1 protein-coding gene is annotated in these 247 nt (G+C 41.3%); it reads right to left on the bottom strand.

Features of this window, described 5'->3' with window-relative positions; all coding sequences use genetic code 11:
- Positions 1-247, bottom strand: a 247-nt coding sequence (gene mraW, locus ACPYOJ_RS36220; RefSeq protein WP_481420513.1) for a 16S rRNA (cytosine(1402)-N(4))-methyltransferase, incomplete at both ends; no start/stop codon positions are given.

Raw genomic sequence — 247 nt, 5'->3', positions numbered from 1 at the left:
CTTCTGGCCCTTGAGTTTTCTTCAATTTCCTTATCATCGGGAATGATTGCTTTGCTCTTCACCAGCTCAAACGCTTTTTTATCATTTCCGTAAATGTCTCTTTCGGGTTCCCCTTCAAACATTCCGTTCTTTAAAAATCTTTTTACCAGCCTGTCTTCCAGAGAATGATAAGAAACTACGACCAGTCTGCCTTCCGGTTTTAATACTTTGTAGGCCTGAACCAACATCTCTTTCAGAACTTCCAGCC

The organism is Rhizobium sp. SVR5-9E (genome assembly GCF_056755095.1).
Note: the sequence above shows the minus strand (reverse complement) of the source record. Positions and strands in the feature narration are given on the sequence as shown.